The 6,234-nt window shown below is 38.4% G+C and carries 5 protein-coding genes and 1 pseudogene; all 6 read left to right on the top strand.

All coding sequences use genetic code 11. From position 1 onward, the window contains the following. Nucleotides 1-182: pseudogene (locus tag T529_RS12955) on the top strand (IS200/IS605 family transposase); the annotation flags it as partial. A 227-nt stretch (nucleotides 183-409) separates the two neighbouring features. Further along, complete coding sequence (mnmA, locus tag T529_RS0111235; RefSeq protein WP_202962305.1) at nucleotides 410-1,540, top strand: tRNA 2-thiouridine(34) synthase MnmA; 1,131 nt, start codon at nucleotides 410-412, stop codon at nucleotides 1,538-1,540. Continuing rightward, the gene (gene recD2 / locus T529_RS0111230; protein ID WP_033163699.1) at nucleotides 1,540-3,735 is read left to right on the top strand and encodes an SF1B family DNA helicase RecD2; all 2,196 of its coding nucleotides are present in this window, start codon (nucleotides 1,540-1,542) and stop codon (nucleotides 3,733-3,735) included. The genes mnmA and recD2 overlap by 1 nt, the downstream gene beginning before the upstream one ends. Before the next feature lie 140 nt (nucleotides 3,736-3,875). After that, nucleotides 3,876-4,874, top strand: coding sequence for a Na/Pi cotransporter family protein (locus tag T529_RS0111225; RefSeq protein WP_051646985.1), 999 nt, complete (start codon nucleotides 3,876-3,878; stop codon nucleotides 4,872-4,874). A 550-nt stretch (nucleotides 4,875-5,424) separates the two neighbouring features. Then, a complete protein-coding gene (locus T529_RS13220; protein WP_162173007.1) occupies nucleotides 5,425-5,802 on the top strand; it encodes a hypothetical protein in 378 nt (125 codons plus the stop codon). Between the two features lie 10 nt (nucleotides 5,803-5,812). Continuing rightward, a complete protein-coding gene (locus T529_RS0111220) occupies nucleotides 5,813-6,049 on the top strand; it encodes a hypothetical protein (RefSeq protein WP_033163698.1) in 237 nt (78 codons plus the stop codon). Nucleotides 6,050-6,234 lie beyond the last annotated feature (185 nt).

Genomic DNA, 6,234 nt, shown 5'->3' with positions numbered 1-6,234 from the left:
GATTTTATGTGTCGACAGTAGGGCTGAATACAGCAACTGTGGAGAAATATATCCGAGAGCAGGAGATGCATGACCAGATGGTGGACAAGCTGAGTGTCAAGGAATACGGCGATCCATTTTCAAACGCAACGAAGAGAAAAAGAAGCGAAAAAGGAAAAATAAAAGACAATAAAACAAAGTAGTAAAAAAGAAAAAAAGAATCCCTTTGAGGGATAGCGAGCGTCAAGAGCGGTAGCTTGAACGAAGTGAAAGCAAGCGCCTTTAGACGCGAGCAGGTATCATAGGCTTATAGCCGCAGTTCAAACCACGCCTTTTAGACGTGGTTTTGATTGTGATGTAAGTAGATATCTTGATTATTTTGGAAATTTGTTTTTTAATGGAGGGTGACGAAAATGAGAGGAGTATGATTATGGAAAGAGTTGTATTAGGTTTAAGCGGGGGCGTAGATAGTGCTGTTGCGGCTTATTTGTTGAAGGAAGCAGGTTATGAAGTCGTACCTGTCTTTATGCGTAACTGGGATTCACAGCTTAATAATGACTATTTAGGCAATCCAACAATAAATGATGATGTCTGTTCACAGGAAGTGGACTATGCGGATGCTAAAGCGGTGGCAGAGCATCTTGGCTTAGAATTAAAACGTGTTGATTTTATTAAGGAATACTGGGATCATGTTTTTACTTATTTCTTAGAAGAATATGCGAAAGGGCGTACACCAAATCCTGATATCCTCTGCAATAAAGAAATCAAATTCAAAGCCTTTCTTGATTATGCTTTCTCCATTGATGCAGACTGGATTGCGACAGGGCATTATGCCCGTATTGAACACCATCCTGATGGTGAAAGTGTTATGTTAAGGGGAGTTGACAACAATAAGGACCAGACCTATTTCCTTTGTCAGCTTAATCAGCATCAGTTAGAACGTGTCCTTTTCCCACTTGGTGATATCACCAAGCCAGAAGTGAGAAAGATTGCCTTAGAACAACAACTACCTGTCGCCAAAAAGAAAGATAGTACAGGTATCTGTTTTATTGGTGAACGTGACTTCAAAGCCTTCTTAAAGAACTATATTCCTGCTAAGCCAGGTAAGATGGTTGATATTGAAACAAAGCAGGTCATTGGTGAACACCAAGGCATTATGTATTATACAATTGGACAAAGAAAAGGTCTGAATATTGGTGGTAAGGGTGGTCCTTGGTTTGTCTGTGGAAAGGATTATGACCAGAATATCCTCTATATTGCCCAGGGGGATCAGAATAAGTGGCTGATGAGTGACGGCTGCAGTGTGACGGATGTCAACTGGATCAGTGGCAAACCACCAGTAGGTGAATATGACTGTACCGCAAAGTTCAGATATCGCCAGAAAGATAATGAAGTCTCTATTCATTTCAATGAAGATGGTACGCTCTATTGTACCTTTAAGAACCAGGTCAAGAGTGTTACACCGGGCCAGGAAGCCGTCTTCTATCAAGGAGAAGTCTGTCTAGGAGGTGGCACAATAGACAAGGTCTATAAGAATAATGAGGAGATAACTTATCTATAATGCTCACATATACAGGAATGATTACCCGCATACGCTATTATAATGAAGATTCAAAGTTTATCGTGGCAACCTTTGAAGCCAATGAAGAGGTTACGCCCTTTACGATTACTGGCAATATGAGTTATGTTGAAAGTGATGAACGCTATCGGATTGAAGGGGAATTCATTCAGCATCCCCGCTATGGCAAGCAGTTTCAGCTAAGAGGCTATGAAGTCCTGTTAGCGGATGATCGTGAACGCATTATACGCTATCTCTCTTCATCTCTATTTAAGGGCATTGGGGAGAAGCAGGCAACAGCCATTGTTGATGCTTTGGGTGAGAATGCCTTAAAGATGATTAAGGAAGATGCTAGCTGTCTAAGAGGCATCAAGGGCATGAATGAAAACAAGATGAATGTCATTAAGCAAGTCATTGACAATCAATCCTATGATCAGCAAGTCCTTTCCTTCTTTATGGGGCATGGCATCTCAACACGTAATCTCGGCCTCATTCAAGGCTTTTATAAAGAAAGGACATTGGATGTCTTGCAGAATAATCCCTATCAGCTTATTGATGATATTGATGGGGTTGGTTTCAAGAGTGCGGATACACTTGCTAAAAAGCTAAACTTTGCTGCTGATCATCCTTATCGTTTAAAGGCAGCAGTTGCCTATGCCTTATTGGAACGTTGCTTTCAGACAGGGTCAACCTATGCCTATCTTGATGAAATCAAGAAAGCAGCCTTTCGCTTTGTGCCACAATTAACGTTGGAACTCTTTGATGAATATTTGCAGGAGCTTCTTGATGACTATAAGATCATTAAGGAAGATGAACGCTATTATCCCCATGATCTCTATGATTCAGAAATCACCATCTCATCACTCTTTAGGAAATTCTCTAATCTTCCTTTAGCTAACCTTGATGAAGAGCGACTAGAAAAACAAATAAGCCAAGTTGAAGAACAGCTTGATATTACCTATGATAAAACCCAAAAAGAAGCCATCGCTTCCTTCATGCGTCATCCTGCAACAATTCTTACTGGGGGACCAGGGACGGGCAAGACGACAATCGTCAAAGCCATCCTGCGCATTTTTAAAAGCTTCTATCCTGATGATCGCATTGATCTTGTAGCACCAACTGGCAGAGCAGCTAAAAGATTAAGCGAATTGACTGGCCTTGAAACAGCGACTATTCATCGCTTGCTCAAATGGGATATGCATACGAATACATTTGGAATCAATAGCGGCAATCCGCTTTCTACCCGTCTGCTAGTGATTGATGAGTTCTCAATGGTGGATAGTGTGCTCTTTGCGAAACTTCTTGAAGCAAGTGTTCATGTCAATAAGATTCTCTTAATTGGTGATGACCAGCAATTACCTTCTGTTTCACCAGGTAATGTCCTTGCCGATATGATTAAGAGTCATCTTGTCCCAGTTATTGAACTCAACAAGATCTATCGCCAGGAAGAGGGCAGTGGTATTGTCACGTTAGCCCATGAACTACGCAATGATGTTTATGATGAAGCTATCTTTAGACAATACAATGATATTCATTTTATCAGTGTTCCTAATTATGAAGTTGTTGGTGAAGTGCTTGATATTGTGAAATCCTATATCGATGATGGCTATGAAGACAAAGATATTCAGGTTCTTTCACCTATGTATCAAGGTGTTGCCGGTGTCGATGCCTTGAATGAAGCCTTGCAGTCCCTGCTTAATCCACCTTCTCCTCTCAAGGAGGAATTGAAAGTTGGTGCGCGCATATTTAGAGTGGGCGATAAGATACTTCAGCTAAAGAATCGTCCTGATGATGAGGTCTTTAATGGTGATATTGGAACATTGGTAGAAATTATCAAAAAGACACCAGGTCATCCAAGCAATACAATTGTCTGTGATTTTGATGGTGTTCTTGTGGAATATATTGATGGTGATTTCAATGTCATTACCCATGCCTATTGTATGACGGTTCATAAATCACAGGGTAATGAGTTCCCTGTTGTCATCATGCCTGTTCTTTCCGACTTTGGCATCATGAATCGCAAGAATCTGCTTTATACAGGCCTTTCAAGAGCGAAGAGTGCACTTTACTTGCTTGGTTCAACCCAGATTTTCAAAACAGCTATTAGCCGTAAAGATGATTTTATTGTCAGAAGAACGACGCTCGCTAATCGCATGAGTGATGAAATGGTGGGCATATCGTTTGATGAATTTGAGTAGGAATTGTGAATAAGTGGTTCTATCTTAGCAATCTATTAAGTTTATCTTCATAATTTACACAATCTTAACATTTCCTTAAGTATTGCTTGATATTTATCATTTTCTTTTGAACTATAATGAAGGCAAAGGAGAAGATAAGTATGGAGATTTCGAATTGGTTATCTTTGGCAGGTGGGCTTGCTTTATTCCTCTTTGGGATGACTGTTTTGTCTGATTCGCTCGAAGAAGCAGCTGGATCTAAACTTAAGGATATATTAGAAAAACTGACAAATAGTAAACTCAAAGCGGTACTAGTAGGCATCGGCGTTACAGCTGCCTTGCAGTCATCAAGTGCAATGACTGTCATGCTCATTGGTTTTATGAATGCCGGCTTAATGAACCTACAAAGATGTATCTGGGTTGTCATGGGTTCCAATATTGGTACAACCATAACAGCACAGATGATTGCCATTAACGTAGGTGCCATTGCGCCAGTCTTTGCGGTTGTTGGTGTCTTTATGCATATGTTTGCATCGAAGAAGAAGACAAAAACAATCGGTACACTCTTAACAGGTTTTGGTGTTCTCTTTATGGGCTTGTCTATGATGAGTGATGCAATGGAACCATTGCAGAAATCAAAAGCCTTTCTTCATCTGATGACAACATTATCCAACCCGCTGCTTGCGATTGCATTTGCAGCTGCCTTCACAGCTTTGATTCAATCATCAGGAGCTGCTATTGGCATCCTTCAGACGTTGGCTATGAAGGGGTTGATTCCTTTCCATACAGCTGCCTTTATGGTTTGTGGCTTGAATATTGGGACATGTATTACGGCCGTGCTTGCAAGCATGAGTGGTGATCGTCGTCCAAAGCGTATTGCTGCTTTCCATGTGCTCTTTAACTGCATTGGGACATTAATCTTTGTGGGCATTATTGCCTTTACACCAATCTTAAGCATCGTTCAGTCTTTCAGTGTGAATGCAGCAAGTCAGATTGCTAACTTCCATACCATCTTTAATATCGGTACAACATTCTTGTTGTTGCCTTTTGATAAGATATTGTTGAAAGTCATCTATAAGATTATTCCAGAAAGAAGCGAAGAAGCAGGCGCTTATGTAACTGACGCACTACCTCGTACAAGTGCATCATTTATTGAATAGAATTGAGAAAAGCATGGGGCAAAATAGTATGATCTCTTAAAGAAAGACAGTACAAATACATAAAATGTACTGCCTTACTTTTAAGGGACCATATTACTTATTTTCCTCCTTTTCTCTTCTTACAATAAGCTTAGAATGTTATTTTATTAAAATAACGTTCTAAGCTTATTATTTTCTAATTAAATAATTGATATGAATATATATGTAGGGAACAATTCTAATATCAGTAGGAACACTCGGAGAAAATTATATGAATAAAAAAGTTAAGAATATGTTCTAATCAACCCAAAATTATTTTTTCAATTGAATGAAAATGATTGTATTGTTTTTAATAATATAGTTATAATTATTTTAGGGAATATAATTTTTAGGAGGTCATTTCATGTTAAGAAAAATTATAGCTATATTTATTTCATTATTGATTGCATCAGAAGGAGTACAAATATCCACAAGCTCTGTCCTTGCACGATAAAACATGGGGGAAGCTATACCGACAAACACGTATAGAGTAATAAACAAAAAAAGCATGGGAACAACATATGGTAGCTATATGACTTTAGCGGAACGAACACAACCCGTAGATCATAAAGCAGTTTTGACAGCTTCAGGAACAAAAAGAGCAACCTCATCTTTTTCATATTCTTCTACTTTTTCTTCCTCAATAAGTTCAGAGTCAATTTCCAGCGCCATAGCAAAAACTGTTGGATTTCAAAAATCAGTAGGAATTGATATCTCGGCTTCATACAGTATTGAAGTTCCAGCATATAAAAAAGCTTACATTAAAGCAAGAAGAAAATACTCAACATACAAGGGAACGCTGCAAAGAGCGTATAAAACTGATTATGGAACAACTCTTTGGCTGACAGAAAAAACGGTATATGCTAGAAAACCAGCCAATTCATTAGATTTCAAATCAGCCATTTATTAAGGAGATCACGATGAATAATAAAGGAATTTTAGTACATCTAGCCTCTACTTCATTTTTAATAGCAACAATGGTATTTTTAACAAAATACATCACTATTGCTATCTATGCATATAACTCTCATGAAACCAATTTCTCAAATTTCTATGATTATATGTCTTTTCAACTTGATGAATTAACAATTATCAGCGGTGTGTTTTTTATTTGTGGAGTTTTACTAGCTTTTCTTGCACTAAAGAAAAAAGATTAAAATAAAAAAGACGGACTTTTGATATGATATGACCCCTGTCAAGTAGACAGTGGAAATATCCAAAATAACTACCAAGCAAGGTCAATTATATTGGCGCTTTAAATAATCGTGGGGTTTGACGAATTTCGCTTTAAGAAATCGTGGGGTCTTAGCTGACAAATTTTAAATTCGCTTTAAAAAACTGT

The organism is Sharpea azabuensis DSM 18934, from assembly GCF_000702165.1.
Lineage (GTDB): Bacteria > Bacillota_I > Bacilli_A > Erysipelotrichales > Coprobacillaceae > Sharpea > Sharpea azabuensis.
The sequence above is the reverse complement of the archived record's forward strand: the minus strand, read 5'-3'. Positions and strand labels throughout refer to the sequence as shown.